18 protein-coding genes and 1 other annotated feature are annotated in these 19,871 nt (G+C 43.1%); all 18 genes read right to left on the bottom strand.

Translation table 11 applies throughout. The features are described 5' to 3' along the window. Positions 1-3 precede the first annotated feature (3 nt). Positions 4-633: a 50S ribosomal protein L3 gene (rplC, locus tag KH172YL63_RS00740; RefSeq protein ID WP_173104356.1), complete on the bottom strand. Its 630-nt coding sequence runs from the start codon at positions 631-633 to the stop codon at positions 4-6. A 35-nt stretch (positions 634-668) separates the two neighbouring features. Beyond that, complete coding sequence (gene rpsJ / locus KH172YL63_RS00735) at positions 669-977, bottom strand: 30S ribosomal protein S10 (protein WP_007085291.1); 309 nt, start codon at positions 975-977, stop codon at positions 669-671. Positions 978-2,398: 1,421 nt separating this feature from the next. Then, positions 2,399-3,589, bottom strand: a complete 1,191-nt coding sequence (tuf, locus tag KH172YL63_RS00730) for an elongation factor Tu (RefSeq protein WP_034765989.1) — start codon at positions 3,587-3,589, stop codon at positions 2,399-2,401. 71 nt (positions 3,590-3,660) lie between these two features. Further along, positions 3,661-5,739, bottom strand: a complete 2,079-nt coding sequence (gene fusA / locus KH172YL63_RS00725) for an elongation factor G (RefSeq protein WP_173104355.1) — start codon at positions 5,737-5,739, stop codon at positions 3,661-3,663. Between the two features lie 51 nt (positions 5,740-5,790). Continuing rightward, complete coding sequence (gene rpsG, locus KH172YL63_RS00720) at positions 5,791-6,261, bottom strand: 30S ribosomal protein S7 (protein ID WP_173104354.1); 471 nt, start codon at positions 6,259-6,261, stop codon at positions 5,791-5,793. A 44-nt stretch (positions 6,262-6,305) separates the two neighbouring features. Further along, positions 6,306-6,725 (bottom strand): 30S ribosomal protein S12, encoded by a 420-nt coding sequence (rpsL, locus tag KH172YL63_RS00715; protein ID WP_048007604.1) that lies wholly within the window; start codon positions 6,723-6,725, stop codon positions 6,306-6,308. A 99-nt stretch (positions 6,726-6,824) separates the two neighbouring features. After that, positions 6,825-7,073, bottom strand: a complete 249-nt coding sequence (locus KH172YL63_RS00710; RefSeq protein ID WP_173104353.1) for a 50S ribosomal protein L7ae-like protein — start codon at positions 7,071-7,073, stop codon at positions 6,825-6,827. 161 nt (positions 7,074-7,234) lie between these two features. Continuing rightward, positions 7,235-10,834 carry a DNA-directed RNA polymerase subunit beta' gene (gene rpoC / locus KH172YL63_RS00705; RefSeq protein WP_173104352.1) on the bottom strand — a complete coding sequence of 1,200 codons (3,600 nt, stop codon included), beginning with the start codon at positions 10,832-10,834 and terminating at the stop codon, positions 7,235-7,237. 51 nt (positions 10,835-10,885) lie between these two features. Further along, entirely contained in the window at positions 10,886-14,443 is a 3,558-nt protein-coding gene (gene rpoB, locus KH172YL63_RS00700) for a DNA-directed RNA polymerase subunit beta (RefSeq protein WP_173104351.1), read from the bottom strand. A gap of 232 nt (positions 14,444-14,675) precedes the next feature. Next, entirely contained in the window at positions 14,676-15,284 is a 609-nt protein-coding gene (locus KH172YL63_RS00695; RefSeq protein ID WP_173104350.1) for a class I SAM-dependent methyltransferase, read from the bottom strand. Between the two features lie 136 nt (positions 15,285-15,420). Then, positions 15,421-15,780: a 50S ribosomal protein L7/L12 gene (gene rplL / locus KH172YL63_RS00690; RefSeq protein ID WP_173104349.1), complete on the bottom strand. Its 360-nt coding sequence runs from the start codon at positions 15,778-15,780 to the stop codon at positions 15,421-15,423. A 58-nt stretch (positions 15,781-15,838) separates the two neighbouring features. Then, positions 15,839-16,339 (bottom strand): 50S ribosomal protein L10, encoded by a 501-nt coding sequence (gene rplJ / locus KH172YL63_RS00685; protein ID WP_173104348.1) that lies wholly within the window; start codon positions 16,337-16,339, stop codon positions 15,839-15,841. A gap of 42 nt (positions 16,340-16,381) precedes the next feature. Further along, positions 16,382-16,526 (bottom strand) — a sequence feature (ribosomal protein L10 leader region). A 51-nt stretch (positions 16,527-16,577) separates the two neighbouring features. Then, complete coding sequence (rplA, locus tag KH172YL63_RS00680) at positions 16,578-17,279, bottom strand: 50S ribosomal protein L1 (protein ID WP_173104347.1); 702 nt, start codon at positions 17,277-17,279, stop codon at positions 16,578-16,580. Positions 17,280-17,405: 126 nt separating this feature from the next. Continuing rightward, the gene (gene rplK / locus KH172YL63_RS00675; RefSeq protein WP_032085258.1) at positions 17,406-17,831 is read right to left on the bottom strand and encodes a 50S ribosomal protein L11; all 426 of its coding nucleotides are present in this window, start codon (positions 17,829-17,831) and stop codon (positions 17,406-17,408) included. 175 nt (positions 17,832-18,006) lie between these two features. Further along, positions 18,007-18,540 (bottom strand): transcription termination/antitermination protein NusG, encoded by a 534-nt coding sequence (gene nusG / locus KH172YL63_RS00670; RefSeq protein WP_173104346.1) that lies wholly within the window; start codon positions 18,538-18,540, stop codon positions 18,007-18,009. Between the two features lie 169 nt (positions 18,541-18,709). Further along, positions 18,710-18,889 carry a preprotein translocase subunit SecE gene (gene secE / locus KH172YL63_RS00665; RefSeq protein WP_044340513.1) on the bottom strand — a complete coding sequence of 60 codons (180 nt, stop codon included), beginning with the start codon at positions 18,887-18,889 and terminating at the stop codon, positions 18,710-18,712. A gap of 46 nt (positions 18,890-18,935) precedes the next feature. Next, positions 18,936-19,082, bottom strand: coding sequence for a 50S ribosomal protein L33 (rpmG, locus tag KH172YL63_RS00660; RefSeq protein WP_173104345.1), 147 nt, complete (start codon positions 19,080-19,082; stop codon positions 18,936-18,938). A gap of 70 nt (positions 19,083-19,152) precedes the next feature. After that, complete coding sequence (sigH, locus tag KH172YL63_RS00655) at positions 19,153-19,806, bottom strand: RNA polymerase sporulation sigma factor SigH (protein WP_269475181.1); 654 nt, start codon at positions 19,804-19,806, stop codon at positions 19,153-19,155. Positions 19,807-19,871 lie beyond the last annotated feature (65 nt).

Raw genomic sequence — 19,871 nt, 5'->3', positions numbered from 1 at the left:
CTATTAGTTTGCTTTTACAGCTGATTTTACTTTGATCAGTTGTTTCTTAGGTCCAGGTACATTACCTTTAACTAAGATAAGGTTACGTTCAGCATCAACTTTTACAATTTCAAGGTTTTGAATTGTAATTTGCTCTCCGCCCATACGTCCAGGTAGTAATTTACCTTTGAATACACGGTTTGGATCAACAGGACCCATTGAACCAGGACGACGGTGGTAACGAGAACCGTGAGACATTGGTCCGCGAGATTGGTTGTGACGCTTGATAGCACCTTGGAAACCTTTACCTTTTGAAACTCCTGTTACATCTACGATTTCGCCTGCTGCGAAAATATCAACTTTGACTTCTTGACCAACTTCGTACTCTTCTACGTTTACACCGCGGATTTCACGGATGAAGCGCTTAGGAGCAGTTTCTGCTTTAGCAACGTGGCCTCTCTCTGGTTTGTTAGAAAGCTTTTCACGTTTGTCTTCAAAACCTACTTGGATAGCTTCGTAGCCATCAACATCAGCAGTTTTCTTTTGAAGTACTACGTTTTGAGCAGCTTCGATAACAGTTACAGGGATAAGATCACCGTTTTCAGCGAAAACTTGAGTCATACCAATCTTTCTTCCTAAGATTCCTTTGGTCATAAGTCACACCTCCTAATAATTATGGTTTTTATGAATTAAAGTTTGATTTCGATATCTACACCAGATGGTAAGTCTAAACGCATAAGCGCATCAACTGTTTGTGGTGTTGGGTTTACAATGTCGATTAAGCGTTTGTGAGTACGCATTTCGAATTGCTCACGAGAATCTTTGTATTTGTGCACAGCACGTAAGATTGTGTAAACAGACTTTTCTGTTGGAAGTGGGATCGGTCCAGAAACCGCCGCACCAGAACGTTTTGCTGTTTCAACAATTTTCTCAGCTGATTGATCAAGTATTCTGTGATCATAAGCCTTTAAACGGATACGAATCTTTTGTTTTGCCATTATTTTCCCTCCTTTATCGCCTATTTTTGAATAGACATTCTCCACAGAAATTTCCCACACACTCGCCATGGCAAAGCGGCCGTGTGTGTCAGCAACCTTCTGTTTCATCGCAGTCAAAGACCAACATTGTCTATTATAACTAAAACACCTAGAAGATGCAAGGGTTTCTTGCAATTTCTTTATGTTTTGCACACTTTCTCTATTATACAAATGAAGGAGGATATTTTCAAGGTGATGCGTTATTTTCACAATATTTAATATAACGAATCTGAATATAAAGGATTGGGATTCCGCGTTAAGTGAGACTTATCTTTTGATGAGTAACTGCATGTTGATTTCCACTGCAGGCAGCTCGCTTTCCGCGGGGTGGGCGGTGAGCCTCCTCGGCTTTGCCTGCGGGGTCTCACCTGTCCCACGTTTCCCGCAGGAGTCGAGCTGCCTTCCGTTACAATCAACAATGGGGTTTTTAAATCGTTGTTGTATGGAGAGTACTTGTATTAATTGTATATCAGCGCCGAAAGCATGAATGTAGTCATTAACTTCTTTAATATTTTCTTAATGTATAATGAATCCCTTTATATAGAAGAAAGTCGAAAACCTCTACACTTTTGTGAGTTGTAGGTTCGTTCATACTCACTAACCAATTTGAAATTGGAGTAAGAGATTATAACCCTTAAATTGCACGAACTTACATTCAAGGTTCTCTGATCAATATAGAAAGTGATAAATCTTTTTGACATATATTCAGGGCACATAATGAAATTCTGGCAGTCTCCAGCTGTTGATCTCCGTGGAAGACGGAGACTCCTGCGGGAAAAGCGGAATAGGTGAGAACCCGCAGGAGCATAGCGACGAGGAGGCTCGCCTTCCGCCCGAGGAAAGCGGAGTCTTCCACGGAGATCAACAGCGGTGTAGAAATCTGATTCCGTATTAAGCATGTAGATATATTTCATTTTCCCTCAGTCGCATTGCCCATATATAATTGCACACAAAAAATAACAGATGAACACGAGGTCCACCTGTTATTATCATCAGTGATTACTCAGTATTTCAATCTGGATCATGTACGATCTTTTGTTCAAGTCTCTATTCTCTATATTGAATCCGACAAAAGTTTTTGAAATATAACCAGGGACACACAAGGGAATTCTAGCAGTCCCCAGCTGTTGATCGGAGTGGAAGACGGAGACTCCTGCGGGAAAAGCGGAATAGGTGAGACCCCGCAGGAGCGTAGCGACGAGGAGGCTCGCCTTCCGCCCGAGGAAAGCGGAGTCTTCCACGGAGATCAACAGCGGTGTAGGAATCCGATTCCGTATTAAGTATTTAGTTATATTTCATTTTCTCTCAGTCGCATCGCCTATAGAAAATTGCACAAAAAAAAACAGATGGACACAAGGTCCATCTGTTTTTATCATCAATGATTACTCAGTGATTGTAGCTACTACTCCAGCACCTACAGTACGTCCACCCTCACGGATAGAGAACTTAGTACCTTCTTCGATAGCGATTGGAGCGATAAGCTCAACAGTCATTTCGATGTTATCGCCAGGCATAACCATTTCTACACCTTCAGGAAGGTTACAGATACCAGTTACGTCAGTTGTACGGAAGTAGAACTGTGGGCGGTAGTTAGTGAAGAATGGAGTGTGACGTCCACCTTCTTCTTTAGAAAGAACATAAACTTCTGCTTTGAACTTAGTGTGTGGAGTGATTGTACCTGGCTTAGCAAGTACTTGTCCACGTTGGATATCTTCACGAGCTACACCACGAAGTAGTGCACCGATGTTGTCTCCAGCTTCAGCATAGTCAAGAAGCTTACGGAACATTTCTACACCTGTTACAGTTGTAGATTTAGGCTCTTCAGAAAGACCGATGATGTCGATAGTGTCTCCAACTTTAACTTGTCCACGTTCAACACGACCTGTAGCAACTGTTCCACGACCTGTGATTGAGAATACGTCCTCAACAGGCATCATGAATGGCTTGTCAGTGTCACGCTCTGGAGTTGGGATGTAGCTATCTACAGCTTCCATAAGTTCGAAGATTTTCGCTTCCCACTCAGCATCTCCTTCAAGAGCTTTAAGAGCAGAACCTTTGATTACTGGTACGTCATCGCCAGGGAAATCGTACTCAGAAAGAAGGTCACGAACTTCCATTTCTACTAATTCAAGAAGCTCTTCGTCGTCTACCATGTCACACTTGTTCATGAATACAACAAGGTAAGGTACACCTACTTGACGAGAAAGAAGGATGTGCTCACGAGTTTGTGGCATTGGGCCGTCAGCAGCAGATACTACTAGGATCCCACCATCCATTTGTGCTGCACCAGTGATCATGTTTTTAACATAGTCAGCATGTCCTGGGCAGTCAACGTGTGCGTAGTGACGAGTATCAGTTTCGTACTCAACGTGCGCAGTAGAGATTGTGATTCCACGCTCTCTTTCTTCTGGAGCACCGTCGATTTGGTCATAAGCCATTGCAGTTCCACGACCATACTTCTTGTGAAGTGTAGTTGTGATTGCAGCTGTTAGAGTTGTTTTACCATGGTCAACGTGACCGATTGTACCGATATTCGCATGTTGCTTGGAACGATCAAATTTTTCCTTACCCATTTGAAAATCCTCCTTTGATTTTAAAGAAAATAAGTATAGCTATTTATACTTTATAAAAGCGAATAAATCAATTATTCACCTTTATTTTTTTTGATGATTTCTTCAGAAATCGATTTTGGAACTTCTTCATAGTGATCGAAGTGCATGGAGTATGTTCCACGACCTTGCGTATTAGAACGAAGGGATGTTGCATATCCAAACATTTCAGAAAGTGGTACGAACGCTTTAACGACTTGAGCGTTACCGCGAGCTTCCATACCTTCTACGCGACCACGACGGGAAGTTACATCACCCATGATATCTCCAAGGTATTCCTCAGGGATAACAACCTCTACTTTCATCATTGGCTCAAGGATAACTGGCTTACATTTAGAAGCAGCATTCTTAAGTGCCATAGATGCAGCGATCTTAAACGCCATCTCAGAGGAGTCAACGTCATGGTATGAACCATCGAATAGTCTTGCTTTCACATCAACTAGTGGGAAACCAGCTAATACTCCGTTTTCAAGAGCATCTTGAAGGCCGGCTTGTACTGCAGGGATGTATTCACGAGGAACTACACCACCGACGATACCGTTCTCGAATTCGAATCCTTTACCTTCTTCGTTAGGCGCGAATTCGATCCAAACGTGTCCGAATTGTCCACGTCCACCAGATTGACGAGCGAACTTACCTTCAACTTTAGCCGTATCACGGAAAGTCTCACGGTAAGATACTTGAGGAGCACCTACGTTAGCTTCTACTTTGAATTCACGTTTCATACGGTCAACGATGATATCCAAGTGAAGCTCACCCATACCTGCGATGATAACTTGTCCAGTTTCCTGGTCAGTATGCGCACGGAATGTTGGATCTTCCTCTTGCAGTTTTTGTAGAGCAGTAGTCATTTTATCTTGGTCAGCCTTAGATTTAGGCTCAACAGATAGAGAGATAACCGGCTCTGGGAACACCATTGATTCTAAGATAACAAGGTTCTTTTCATCACATAGTGTGTCACCAGTTGAAGTATCTTTCAGACCAACTGCTGCAGCGATATCCCCAGCATACACTTGGGAAATCTCTTCACGGGAGTTAGCGTGCATTTGCAGGATACGACCTACACGTTCACGTTTACCTTTAGAAGAGTTTCTTACGTATGAACCTGACTCAAGAACACCAGAGTACACACGGAAGAATGTTAATTTACCAACATAAGGGTCAGTTGCAACTTTGAACGCTAAAGCAGAGAATGGTGCGTCATCAGATGATGGACGAGTCACTTCTTCTTCTGTTTCAGGAACAAAACCTTTGATATCTTCAACGTCAGTTGGCGCTGGAAGGTAATCAATAACTGAGTCAATTAGTAATTGAACCCCTTTGTTTTTGAATGCAGATCCACATACTACCGGGTAGAACTCAACAGTAAGTGTAGCCGCACGGATTGCAGCTTTGATTTCTTCGTTAGAAAGCTCTTCGCCTTCTAAGTACTTCATCATAAGCTCTTCATCAAGTTCAGATACAGCTTCAATCAGCTTTCCGCGGTATTCTTCAGCTTGATCTTTGTACTCTTCAGGAATGTCGCGAGCTTCAGCGCGTGTTCCAAGGTCATCTTCGTAGAAGTAAGCTTTCATTTCTACTAGGTCGATGATACCTTCGAAGTCATCCTCAGCACCGATAGGAAGCTGAATTGGATGTGCATTCGCTTGTAGACGCTCATGAAGTGTACCAACAGAGTAAAGGAAGTCAGCACCGATTTTGTCCATTTTGTTAACGAACACAACACGAGGAACCCCGTAAGTTGTTGCTTGGCGCCAAACTGTTTCAGTCTGAGGCTCAACACCAGATTGAGCATCAAGAACTGCTACTGCTCCATCAAGTACACGCAGGGAACGCTCAACTTCAACAGTGAAGTCTACGTGTCCTGGTGTATCGATGATGTTGATACGATGGCCTTTCCATTGGGCTGTAGTTGCAGCAGAAGTGATCGTGATTCCACGCTCTTGCTCTTGCTCCATCCAGTCCATTTGAGAAGCACCTTCGTGAGTTTCTCCAATTTTATGGATACGTCCAGTGTAAAATAGGATACGCTCAGTTGCAGTTGTTTTACCGGCATCGATGTGAGCCATGATACCGATATTACGAGTGTTTTCTAAGGAGAACTCTCTAGGCATGCGGTCTTTCTCCTTCCTTATATAAGAATGATTTGTTTGATTAAGGTCAGATTACCAACGATAGTGAGCAAACGCTTTGTTCGCTTCAGCCATCTTGTGTGTATCTTCACGCTTCTTAACAGAAGCTCCAGTGTTGTTAGCTGCATCAAGGATTTCGTTAGCTAAACGCTCTTCCATAGTCTTCTCACCGCGAAGACGAGAGTAGTTTACTAACCAACGAAGACCTAATGTTGTACGACGCTCTGGACGCACCTCTACAGGTACTTGATAGTTTGAACCACCTACACGACGAGCTTTTACTTCTAATACCGGCATGATATTTTTTAAAGCTGCATCGAATACTTCCATTGTATCTTTACCTGAACGCTCGCTAATGATATCAAACGCTGCGTATAATTTCTTTTGAGCTTTACCTCTTTTACCGTCAATCATGATTTTGTTGATTAAACGAGTAACTAATTTAGAATTGTACATTGGATCAGGTAAAACGTCTCTTTTTGCTACAGGACCTTTACGTGGCATGTGATTTCCTCCTTTCAACGAGAAATGAATTTATAGTATTTTTATTATTTTTTAGCTTTAGGGCGCTTAGTTCCGTATTTAGAACGTCCTTGCATACGGCCGTCAACTCCAGCTGTATCAAGCGCACCACGTACGATATGATAACGTACCCCTGGTAAATCCTTTACACGTCCTCCACGGATAAGAACAACACTGTGCTCTTGAAGGTTGTGCCCGATACCAGGAATGTAAGCAGTAACCTCGATTCCATTAGTCAAACGAACACGAGCATATTTACGTAAAGCCGAGTTCGGTTTCTTTGGAGTCATTGTACCAACACGAGTACATACCCCACGCTTTTGTGGAGAAGACAAGTTAGTGTGCACCTTCTTAAAGCTGTTATAACCTTTGTTAAGAGCTGGTGACTTAGACTTTGTTGATTTAGACTGACGAGGCTTGCGAACTAATTGGTTAATAGTTGGCATTTTGTTTTCCTCCCTTCTTATTTGGTAAGCCCACACATCCAGGTGGTTCTTTTTTGGGTAAAAGTAAAGTTTTTGTAGATCGTTTCTACAAAAACTATTTTACTGTATAATCGCAACAGCTGCTGCTCCAACATCTATTCCGCACGATTTACCAAGCTTCTTCATTGAATCCACTTTGTTAACCGGCACATGAAAATCGATCGCGGCCTGAACTACCTTTGTCGTAACTTTGGGATCAGCATCTTCCGCTATTACAACTTCTAGTACATGACCTGTTTTAAGAGCTTTCACTGCTTGCTTTGTTCCTACAATAATTTCTTTAGCCTGCGCTACTTTTTCATAAGACATATCATATCCTCCAAAGTAACAGGTTATTAATAGGAGCAACCTTGAATATATTATCATCTTAAAATCTCTATGTCAACATAGATTTAAAAAGATTTATAAAAGCTAACTCTTAGCGCCAATGTTTGAGCAATCAAACGAGCCTAAGAGTTAGCCTAAATAGATTACTCTACTGTTACTGTTTCTTCACTAGTATCTTCTGCAAGAACAGGCTCTGCTTTACGGTAACGTTGCATACCAGTACCGGCAGGAACCAGCTTACCAATGATAACATTTTCTTTCAATCCTAGAAGCTCATCACGTTTTCCTTTGATTGCAGCGTCCGTTAACACACGAGTTGTTTCCTGGAATGATGCTGCTGACAAGAAGGAATCCGTTTCAAGTGAAGCTTTAGTGATTCCAAGCAGTACAGGACGTCCTGTTGCTGGAAGCTTGCCGCTGAACAATGCTTTTTCATTCGCATCACGGAACTGATGGATGTCCATAAGCGTACCCGGAAGTACCTCAGATTCACCTGCATCAATAACACGAACTTTACGCATCATTTGACGAACCATTACTTCAACGTGCTTATCGCCGATTTCAACCCCTTGCATGCGGTATACTTTTTGTACTTCGCGCAGCAGGTATTCTTGAACGGCTGATACATCACGGACTTTAAGGAGTTCTTTAGGATCGATTGAACCTTCAGTGATTTCCTGACCGCGGATAACCTTATCGTTCACAGCAAATTTCAAACGTGCTGTGTAAGGAGCTGTGTAACTTCTCGTTTCCACATCACCTTGAACGGTAATTTCATACTGACGATCTTTTCCTTCACTGATGGATGTAATGACACCATCGATTTCAGAAATGACAGCTTGACCTTTCGGATTACGCGCTTCGAAGATCTCCTGGATACGTGGTAGACCTTGCGTGATATCGTCTCCTGCTACCCCACCGGTATGGAACGTACGCATCGTTAACTGTGTACCAGGCTCCCCGATGGATTGTGCAGCGATGATTCCGACAGCTTCCCCGACTTCAACTTTCTGACCTGTTGCCAAGTTCGTACCGTAACATTTTTCACATACACCGTGACGGGTGTTACAAGTGAATGCAGAACGGATGGAAACATGTTCAACACCAGCATCGATGATCGTCTTCGCCAAGTCTTCTGTGATCAGCTGATTTTCTGTAATGATGATTTCATCTGTTTCAGGGTGACGCAACGTTTTACGTGAATAACGGCCAAGCAGACGTTCTTCAAGAGGTTCGATGATCTCGGTGCCTTCTTTAATAGAGCCTACAAGCAGGCCTCTGTCTGTTCCACAGTCTTCTTCACGGACGATGACGTCTTGTGCCACATCTACAAGTCGGCGTGTCAGGTAACCTGAGTCAGCCGTTTTCAGTGCTGTATCGGCAAGACCTTTACGGGCACCGTGTGTAGAGATGAAGTATTCAAGTACCGTCAGACCTTCACGGAAACTTGATTTGATCGGTAACTCAATGATACGACCGGCCGGATTGGCCATCAGTCCACGCATACCGGCAAGCTGAGTGAAGTTGGACGCGTTACCACGGGCACCTGAGTCACTCATCATGAAGATCGGATTGCGTTTATCCAGTGTCGCCATTAATTTACCTTGGATTGTATCTTTCGCAGCACTCCAGATTGAGATGACACGGTCGTATCTCTCATCTTCAGTGATCAGACCACGTTTAAATTGCTTTAATACGTTGTCCACTTTACCTTGTGCTTCGATTAAGATCTCTTCTTTTTCAGCTAATACAACGATATCTGCGATACCTACTGTAATACCTGCTTTAGTCGAGTATTTGAATCCTAAGTCTTTCATCTTATCAAGCATGCGGGAAGTTTCAGTGATTGCGAACTTCTTGAATACTTCAGCGATGATGTTACCTAAGAATCCTTTTTTGAACGGATTGATCAACTCACGGTTTTGGAAAACTTCTTTCACGTCCGTCGCCGGATCAACGAAATACTTCTCAGGAGTCGCAACTTCCAAGTTCGTACTTGTCGGTTCATTGATGAACGGGAATGTTTCTGGCAAGATTTCATTGAAGAGCACTTTACCAACCGTCGTTAATAGCAATTGTTTGTTTTGTTTTTCAGTGAACGTCTTGTTGTTAATCGTGCTGGCATGGATTGCGATACGGGTGTGGAGATGCACATATCCGTTTTGATATGCAAGGATGACTTCGTTTGCATCCGTAAATACCATACCTTCACCAACAGCATTTTCACGCTCAAGTGTCAGGTAGTAGTTACCCAATACCATATCCTGGGATGGTGTAACAACTGGTTTACCGTCTTTCGGATTCAGGATGTTCTGTGCAGCAAGCATAAGCATACGTGCTTCAGCTTGTGCTTCAGAAGATAGAGGTACGTGGACCGCCATTTGGTCACCATCGAAATCGGCATTGTATGCAGTACATACAAGTGGATGCAGACGGATCGCTCTACCTTCGACAAGAGTCGGTTCAAATGCTTGAATACCAAGTCTGTGAAGAGTAGGTGCACGGTTTAAAAGAACCGGATGTTCTTTGATTACGCCTTCTAATACATCCCATACTTCCGGCTGTACGCGTTCGATTTTACGCTTCGCACTCTTGATGTTGTGTGCCAGACCTTTTTCAACGAGCTCTTTCATCACAAATGGTTTGAATAATTCAAGTGCCATTTCTTTAGGAAGACCACATTGGTACATCTTAAGATTCGGACCAACAACGATAACAGAACGGCCTGAGTAATCTACACGTTTACCAAGAAGGTTTTGACGGAAACGTCCCTGCTTCCCTTTAAGCATATGAGAAAGGGATTTTAACGGACGGTTACCAGGACCTGTAACCGGACGGCCGCGACGGCCGTTATCAATCAGAGCATCCACGGCTTCTTGAAGCATACGCTTCTCATTTTGAACGATGATGCTAGGAGCACCAAGATCCAATAGACGCTTCAGACGATTGTTACGGTTGATTACACGACGATAAAGGTCATTCAAGTCAGAAGTCGCAAAGCGTCCACCGTCAAGTTGAACCATCGGGCGAAGCTCTGGAGGAATGACAGGAAGAACATCAAGAATCATCCAGTCCGGATCATTTCCTGAGTTTCTGAAAGATTCCACCACTTCCAAACGCTTGATCGCGCGAGTACGGCGTTGACCTTGTGCCGTTTTCAGTTCTTCTTTCAAGAAATCGGCTTCCTTGTCCAAATCAATGTCCTGCAGCAGCTTTTTGATCGCTTCTGCTCCCATTGCAGCCTGGAATTTCACGCCGTATTTTTCACGGTAAGCACGGTATTCTTTTTCTGAAAGCAATTGCTTTCTTTCAAGAGCCGTGTCACCTGGTTCTGTTACAACATAGGATGCGAAGTAAATGACTTCTTCCAATGCACGAGGGGACATGTCTAATACAAGACCCATACGGCTTGGGATTCCTTTGAAGTACCAGATGTGGGATACAGGGGCTGCAAGTTCGATGTGACCCATACGCTCACGGCGGACTTTAGCCTTTGTTACTTCGACACCACAGCGGTCACAAACGACGCCTTTATAACGGACACGCTTGTATTTACCACAGTGACATTCCCAGTCCTTAGTAGGACCGAAGATACGTTCACAGAAAAGACCATCCTTTTCTGGTTTTAACGTACGATAGTTAATCGTTTCGGGTTTTTTAACCTCCCCGAAAGACCACGAACGGATCTTATCGGGGGAAGCTAAACCAATTTTCATATACTCAAAATTATTTACATCTAGCAAGGGGCCTACCTCCCTTTTAATCTACAGGCTCTAACCCTAATTGCTCTAAATTTATTCTTTTGACCCTACTGTCTCGGATTCTTTTGCATTAGATTCAGAGATATTTAGCGTGTCAGCTTGTTGTACTTCTTCTTCATCTTCCAAGTCCCGCATTTCGATTTCCTCTTCGGTACTTGAAAGGATCTTCACATCCATACCTAAACTTTGAAGTTCTTTGATCAGAACCTTGAATGATTCTGGAACACCAGGTTCAGGAACGTTTTCACCTTTGACAATGGCTTCGTATGTTTTCACACGACCCACAACATCATCCGACTTAACCGTTAGAATTTCTTGTAGAGTGTAAGCAGCACCATATGCTTCAAGTGCCCATACCTCCATCTCACCGAAACGCTGTCCACCGAATTGAGCTTTACCACCCAATGGCTGTTGCGTAACAAGTGAGTAAGGACCAGTTGAACGTGCGTGAAGCTTGTCATCAACCATGTGGGCAAGTTTGATCATATACATGATACCAACAGACACACGGTTATCAAACGGTTCACCGGTTCTACCATCGTAAAGAACAGTCTTGGCATCGCGTGCCATTCCTGCTTCTTCAATTGTTGCCCATACATCTTCCTCACGCGCTCCATCAAATACTGGTGAAGCAACATGGATTCCGAGGTATCTGGCAGCCATACCCAAGTGAAGCTCAAGCACCTGTCCGATATTCATACGTGATGGTACCCCTAGTGGGTTCAACATGATATCGATCGGTGTGCCATCCGGTAAGAACGGCATGTCTTCTTCAGGCAGGATTCTTGAAATAACACCCTTGTTACCGTGACGGCCGGCCATTTTATCACCTTCAGAAATCTTACGTTTCTGAACGATGTATACACGTACCAGCTGGTTGACGCCCGGTGGTAGTTCATCGCCGTCTTCACGGTTGAAGACTTTGACATCAAGGATGATTCCTCCGCCACCGTGTGGTACACGAAGGGAAGTGTCTCTCACTTCACGGGCTTTCTCACCGAAGATCGCGTGCAATAGACGCTCTTCAGCAGTCAGCTCTGTTACACCTTTCGGCGTTACTTTACCTACAAGTAAATCGCCGTCTTTCACTTCAGCACCGATGCGGATGATTCCACGTTCGTCAAGATTGCGAAGTGCATCTTCACCAACGTTAGGAATATCACGTGTGATTTCTTCCGGTCCTAATTTCGTATCACGAGATTCGGACTCATATTCTTCAATATGAATAGAAGTATATACATCGTCTTTTACAAGACGCTCACTCATGATGATCGCATCTTCATAGTTGTAACCGTCCCAGGTCATGAATCCAACCATAACGTTTCGTCCAAGGGCGAGTTCTCCTTTTTCCATGGAAGGACCATCGGCAAGGATTTCACCTTTGACTACACGGTCGCCTTCACTTACGATCGGACGCTGGTTGTAGCATGTACCCTGATTAGAACGGATGAATTTTTGCATACGGTATTTATCGAGGTCACCTTTCACTTCCTGACCGTCGATTTCTTTCACACGACGTACCCAAACCTGTTTCGCTTCAACTTTTTCCACAATACCTTCATGTTTACAAATCACAGCGGCACCGGAGTCTTTCGCAGATACGTGTTCCATACCTGTTCCGACGATCGGTGATTCAGGATTCATCAACGGTACTGCTTGACGTTGCATGTTCGCTCCCATAAGAGCACGGTTGGAGTCATCGTTCTCTAAGAATGGGATACAAGCTGTCGCAGCTGAAACGACCTGCTTAGGAGATACATCCATGTAGTCCAGGCGTTCACGCTTGATGACTGTGTTCTCACCACGGAAACGGGCGATGACTTCCTCATCAAGGAAAGCACCATCTTCTCCAAGACGGGCGTTGGCCTGAGCCACTACATAGTTGTCTTCTTCGTCTGCTGTCAGGTAATCGATGCGATCGGTCACCTTTCCTGTTTCAGGATCGACACGACGATACGGCGTTTCGATAAAGCCGAATTTATTCACTTTCGCAAATGAAGAAAGTGAGTTGATCAGTCCGATGTTAGGACCCTCAGGTGTTTCAATCGGACACATACGGCCATAGTGGGAATAATGGACGTCACGTACTTCGAAACCGGCACGTTCACGTGTTAAACCACCAGGTCCTAAAGCAGAAAGACGACGTTTGTGCGTTAACTCTGCAAGAGGATTTGTCTGATCCATGAATTGAGACAATTGAGAGCTTCCAAAGAACTCTTTAATAGAAGCAATAACAGGACGGATGTTGATCAGTTGTTGAGGTGTGATCGTATTTGTATCCTGAATGGACATTCTTTCACGAACGACACGCTCCATACGTGATAAACCGATACGGAATTGGTTTTGAAGCAATTCACCAACCGAACGTAAACGACGGTTTCCTAAGTGATCGATATCATCTGTCAGACCTACTCCGTGTAACAAGTTAAAGAAGTAAGAAATAGAAGAAATGATATCTGCAGGCGTGATGTACTTAACCTCTTCCTCAACATACGCATTGCTGATTACGTTGATTTCAAATTCTCCCTCTTCGTTAGGAGAATAGATTTTGATAGATTGAAGAACGACGTCTTCATCTAATACGCCGCCGGATTGTTGGTATTTCTTGAAACCAATTCCGTTTTCAAGATAAGGGATGACCTTATCAAGCGCGCGACGGTCAAGAACCGTGCCTTTCTCTGCAAGGATCTCACCCGTTTCCGGATCTGCAAGTGTCTCTGCAAGAGTCTGACCGAATAAACGGTTCTTAATGTGAAGCTTTTTATTCATTTTGTAACGTCCAACGTTTGCCAAGTCATAACGCTTTGGATCAAAGAAGCGAGAAACGAGTAAACTTTTGGCATTTTCTACTGTAGGAGGCTCTCCCGGACGCAGACGCTCGTAAATTTCGAGCAATGCCTTGTCGATACCTTCCGTGTTGTCTTTCTCGAGTGTGTTACGAATGTACTCATTGTCACCGATCAAATCGATGATTTCTTGATCAGAGCCAAACCCAAGGGCACGTAAAAGAACCGTTACCGGTAGTTTGCGAGTTCGATCAATTCGCACATATACAACATCTTTTGCATCTGTTTCATACTCAAGCCAAGCTCCGCGGTTTGGTATAACGGTAGCAGTAAACCCTTTCTTTCCGTTCTTATCTACTTTTCCGCTGAAGTACACACTTGGTGAACGTACTAACTGAGATACGATAACGCGCTCAGCTCCATTAATAACAAACGTACCTGTGTCTGTCATCAATGGGAAGTCACCCATGAATACGTCTTGATCTTTTACTTCTCCTGTTTCCTTGTTCACAAGACGGACTTTTACTCTAAGCGGTGCAGAGTAAGTAACATCTCTTTCCTTTGATTCTTCCACCGAGTACTTTGGCTCTCCCAGACTATAGTCAATAAATTCTAAAGAGAGATTACCAGTGAAGTCCTCAATCGGAGAAATGTCACGGAACATTTCTCTTAACCCCTCATCAAGAAACCATTGATACGAGGAAGTTTGAATTTCGATTAGATTCGGTAATTCTAAAACTTCACTGATACGCGCAAAACTTCTGCGTTGGCGGTGTCGTCCATACTGAACTAGTTGACCTGTCAACTGATTCACCCCTCAAATCAAGCGTTTTGGTTGTGTCTATATGCCTTTTGGTAGAAATACAAGTCTACACAAGACAAAAAGAAAAAGGGTTTTAATGATAAAACCTCATTTTCAAATGACGAACTATTATTTTATAATCTTTTCCAATTTATCCAACATATATACATGTGGACATAATACCGGAAAATAATATTTTTGCATTTTATAATGTTATCATAGCAAGTATGCTACGTCAACGGATTTCTTTGACCGATTTCAAGATGTAGTAGCCCTTTTTCCGGGTGACGATCTCAACGTTCGAGAACAATTTTTCCATCTTTTCCATCGCAGAAGGAGCACCTTGCTTCTTCTGGATAACGACCCACAATTCACCGTACCCCTTCAGATGGTCGTAACTTTGCTCAAGGATCGAATGGACCGTTTCTTTTCCAGCCCGAATCGGCGGGTTTGTCAATATGGCGGCAAACTCTTTTTCAACGACATTGGCATATCGATCACTTTGATAGATACTGACATTTTGAACATGATTCATTTTTGCATTCTCTCTCGCAAGGGATAAAGCACGTTCGTTCACATCAATCATATGGACCGTCCGTTCTTCAGCCTCTTTGGCCAAAGACAATCCGATCGGACCATACCCGCAGCCAATATCCAATATTGCGCCTTCTGCTTCCGGCCACTGGAATGCTTCAATCAACACGCGCGATCCGAAATCAACTTCTTTCTTCGAAAAAACACCTTGGTCCGTTGTGAACCTGAAGGCGTTCCCCCTTAATTCAAAGTCAATGGTTTGAGGGTTACTTTCTACATCCGGGTTATGGGAATAATAGTGATTGGTCATGTTATCATCTCCATCTTTTGGTACCTTTTGTCCACTCTATGAAAAACATAAGCCGACAAGGACCTGTTTACGTTCTGATAGAAGTCAGACAAGAAAAAAGCTCGCCAATATAGCGAGCTTTTCATCTATACAATCATTACTTAACTTCTACGCCAGCTCCAACTTCTTCAAGTTTAGCTTTAAGTTCTTCAGCTTCCTCTTTAGAAATACCTTCTTTAAGAGCTTTAGGAGTGTTATCAACCATTTCTTTCGCTTCTTTAAGGCCAAGACCTGTGATTTCGCGAACTACTTTGATAACCTTGATTTTTTGAGATCCAGCGTTCTCAAGGATAACGTCGAATTCAGTTTTTTCTGCAGCAGCGTCAGCGCCACCAGCAGCTACAGCTACAGGTGCAGCAGCAGTTACTCCGAATTCTTCTTCGATTGCTTTTACTAGATCATTTAATTCAAGAACTGACATTTCTTTAATCGCGTCAATGATTTGCTCTTTACTCATTTTAAATTTCCTCCTTGTTATGGTTGCTTTGTTTTTTATTTAAACGACTTGCTTTAACTTACGCGCCTTGCTCTTCTTTTTGATCTGCAACGGCTTTTGTTGCCAACGCGAAGTTGCGCATTGGTGCTTGAAGCACGCTGAGTAGCATAGAAAGAAGTCCTTCGCGGTTTGGAAGTTCAGCGATTGCTTTAACATCCTCAACTGAAGTAAGCGTTCCTTCGATGACACCCGCTTTGATTTCAAGCGCTTCGTGTTCTTTAGCGAAGCTGTTAAGGATCTTTGCAGGTGTAACTACATCCTCTGAACTAAACGCGATTGCGTTTGGACCAGTTAAGAATTCGTTTAACCCTTCAAGACCAGCTTCTTCTGCTGCACGACGTACCATCGTGTTTTTGTACACTTTGAAGTCGACACCAGCTTCACGAAGTTGTTTACGAAGTTCAGTAACTTCGGAAACATCTAGGCCACGGTAATCTACAACGATTGTAGATACACTGTTTTTTAGCTTGTCAGAGATTTCTCCAACGATGTGTTGCTTTTGCTCTAGAATGCTGCTCATCATTACACCTCCTGTAGATTGACTGATGAACATTTATACCGTCATCCAATAAAAAATGCCCTTATATCAAGGTAGACATAAGGGCATTGCAAACACGCTAAAAGCGGTTATTTTATCGCAATTACCTCGGCAGGGCATTAAGCTCTTGAAGAGCACCTACTGTCTACGGTACAAATGTATTTGTTTTTTAACAACAGAACTAATTATAATCACTAGCTCTCAGTAAGTCAATACCAAATTATGCCTTAACTGCGAAAGTTGAAGGATCGACTTTAACGCCAGGTCCCATAGTAGAAGTTACAGAAACGTTCTTCATGTAAGTTCCTTTTGCAGCAGCAGGTTTAACTTTAAGCATTGTTTCATACATTGTAGCAAAGTTTTCAACAAGCTTGTTGTTGTCGAAAGAAATCTTTCCAACAGGAACGTGTACGTTACCTGATTTGTCAGCACGGTATTCAACTTTACCAGCTTTGATTTCGTTGACAGCTTTCGTTACGTCGAATGTAACTGTTCCAGTTTTAGGGTTTGGCATTAAACCTTTAGGTCCTAATACGCGACCAAGTTTACCAACTTCACCCATCATGTCTGGAGTTGCTACGATTACGTCGAACTCGAACCAACCTTGGTTGATTTTGTTGATTAGTTCTGCATCACCTACGAAGTCAGCGCCAGCAGCTTCTGCTTCTTTTGCTTTTTCGCCTTTAGCGAATACAAGAACCTTTTGAGTTTTACCAGTTCCGTGTGGAAGTACAACTGCTCCACGGATTTGCTGGTCGTTTTTACGAGTATCTACACCTAAGCGGAACGCTACTTCGATCGTTGCGTCAAACTTAGCGAAGTTTGTTTTCTTTACTAATTCGATTGCTTCTTCAACTGAATAAGCTGTAGAACGGTCTACAAGCTTTTGAGCTTCAAGAAACTTTTTACCTTTTTTAGCCATTTTTATTTCCTCCTATATGTGGTTTTAGCGGAATAACCTCCCACGAAATAAGGTTGCGAGTGAAACGTACATTTCATCATCGCAACCTTGTTCAACAGGAACCTTGAGTGCAAACGGAGCCTGGTATTAGTCTTCGATGACGATACCCATGCTGCGTGCAGTTCCTTCTACCATGCGCATAGCTGATTCAACGCTAGCTGCATTTAAGTCAGGCATTTTTGTTTCAGCAATTTCACGTACTTTATCGCGTTTAAGTGTTGCCACTTTCTTGCTGTTTGGTTCGCCTGAACCAGACTCGATACCAGCAGCTTTCTTAAGAAGAACAGCAGCGGGTGGAGTTTTTGTGATGAATGTAAATGAACGGTCTTCGAATACCGTAATTTCAACAGGAATGATTAAGCCAGCTTGATCTGCTGTACGAGCATTGAATTCCTTACAGAATCCCATGATGTTAACACCTGCTTGACCTAGTGCAGGACCGACTGGTGGAGCTGGATTAGCTTTACCGGCAGGAATCTGCAATTTAACCATTTTAATAACTTTTTTAGCCACGAGACACACCTCCTTAAGTCCGTGATGTGGTTATTGGGTTTTTCACCCTCCCACTCATGTAAAAAATGTCTTTATCAACATAAAGAACGTCTATTAGTTTCAGTATCTCTTTGCGGAGACGCACTGACTTATGAAATAGTATCATTTTTTCAGAGTGATTTCAAGTTCTTTTCCATTATAATTTATCAATTTGAGAGAAATCCAGTTCTACCGGGGTATCTCTGCCGAACATATTAACATGGACTTTCACTTTTGACTTCGCATTATCAATCTCTTCGATCGAGCCGGTGAAGTTCGCAAACGGACCTTCGTTCACTCTTACCGTCTCTCCCAATTCAAAGTCGATCTCTACTTTCTTCTCAGTCATGCCCATTTGCTTCAGAAGATTTGTTACTTCTTCAGGCAATAACGGAGTCGGCTTGGATCCAGAACCCGATGAACCGACAAATCCTGTCACACCAGGCGTGTTGCGCACAACATACCAGGAATCATCCGTCATGACGATTTCTACGATGACGTAACCTGGGAATACTTTCTTCTTCACGACTTTCTTCTTGCCATTCTTATAATCTGTCTCTTCTTCTTCAGGCACGATCACGCGGAAGATCTTATCTTGCATCCCCATCGTCTCAACACGCTTTTCAAGGTTTGCTTTTACCTTGTTCTCGTATCCTGAATAAGTATGGACGACATACCAATTCTTCTCCATGTAATAGGACTAAACGTCCGTCCCTCCTCGCTATTTAAGAATACCTATTCGCCTTTTCTGCAAATGAAAAAACCCGTAAAAAGATAACGGGCTCTAAGGTCATGTACTCTATTAACATTCATTATACCATGCTTTCATGGTATATATACAACTAATTCTCTGTTTTCCCTTACTTAGAACCAATGATCAATCGCATAAGTTCTGAGATGCCAAGGTCGATGACAGCGAAGAAAAGGGCAACAAATACCACTGTCGTAATAACGGTGATTGTGTAGCGCGTCAACTCTTTACGTTTAGGCCAGCTGACCTTTCTCATTTCTGATGCAACATTGCGAAAGAATTTAAACATCCGTTTGTAACCTCCAACTAATATCAATACCCCAAGTGGCACTCCACTATTTTGTTTCTTTGTGTAGGGTGTGGGCATTACATGTATTACAGAATTTCTTTAATTCCAACCGAACTGCTTGATTACGATTAGCCGGTACACTATAATTCCTGGAACCACACACCGTACAAGCAAGTATTAATTTAGCAGCCATATATTCCACCTATACTATACATAGTAAGTCCTATCAAAAATAACACGGTCACCAAATTGTGTCAATATGATTACATCGTAATCTCACGCACTTCCAGGTAGCGTTCGAGCTTTCTTTTCACCCGCTGCAGGGCATTGTCGATGGACTTCACATGCCGGTTCAGTTCTTCGGATATCTCCTGATAGGACTGACCGTCCAAATATAGTGCCAGTACTTTCCTCTCAAGGTCACTCAACAGCTGGGCCATCTTATCTTCCATGTTATCGAATTCTTCACGGTTGATAATCAGCGCTTCCGGATCCATCACCTTCGTACCGGAAATGACATCCAGCAGCGTCCGGTCAGACTCGTCATCATAGATGGGCTTGTCCAGTGAAACGTATGAATTCAACGGAATATGCTTCTGCCTCGTGGCTGTCTTGATCGCCGTGATGATCTGCCTGGTGATGCAAAGCTCTGCAAACGCTTTAAAAGAAGTCAGCTTGTCCTCCCTGTAATCCCGGATCGCCTTATACAATCCGATCATACCTTCCTGGACGATATCTTCCTTATCGGCCCCAATCAAAAAGTACGAGCGGGCTTTCGCCCTGACAAAATTACGGTATTTCCTGATCAGAAAATCTAACGCTTCGCTGTGACCCTGATGGACGGCTTCTATGATCTGTTCATCATCCATGCCTTCTAATCGTGTATCAAATGCTTCTGTTCTGATGAAATTGCCCACACACACACATCCCCCCGCGCAAAACAATAGATAGAAATATTATACATTACAGAAAATTCAATCGT

Origin of the sequence: Bacillus sp. KH172YL63 (genome assembly GCF_011398925.1) — a bacterium.
Taxonomy (GTDB): domain Bacteria; phylum Bacillota; class Bacilli; order Bacillales; family Bacillaceae_B; genus Rossellomorea.
Note: the sequence above shows the minus strand (reverse complement) of the source record. Positions and strands in the feature narration are given on the sequence as shown.